The organism is Micromonospora sp. DT62 (assembly GCF_049847285.1).
Classification (GTDB): domain Bacteria; phylum Actinomycetota; class Actinomycetes; order Mycobacteriales; family Micromonosporaceae; genus Micromonospora; species Micromonospora reichwaldensis.
The window spans coordinates 1-221 of sequence record NZ_JBNCOB010000085.1; the positions used below are offsets into that span (position 1 = coordinate 1).

Here is a 221-nt window from a genome sequence, read left to right on the forward strand (position 1 = left end):
CGCTGCCCCGCTGCTTGCGGGAGAGATCCTGCTGCAACCGGCGTAGCTTGCGGGCCGCCCGGCGCAAAAACTTCGGGCTGGTCACCTTCGTGCCATCTGAGAGGACCGCGAAGTGCGTCAGGCCCAGGTCGATGCCCACTTCGGCGTCGACCGGCGGCAGCATCTCGTCCTCGGCGGTCTGCACCACGAACGACGCGAAGTACCTGCCCGCCGCGTCCCGG

Annotated in this window: 1 protein-coding gene; it reads right to left on the reverse strand. The window is 69.2% G+C overall.

Annotated features, from left to right (window positions below):
- The coding region (locus ACPXCB_RS31610) for a transposase (RefSeq protein ID WP_425879787.1) at positions 1–221 on the reverse strand (221 nt) is incomplete at both ends.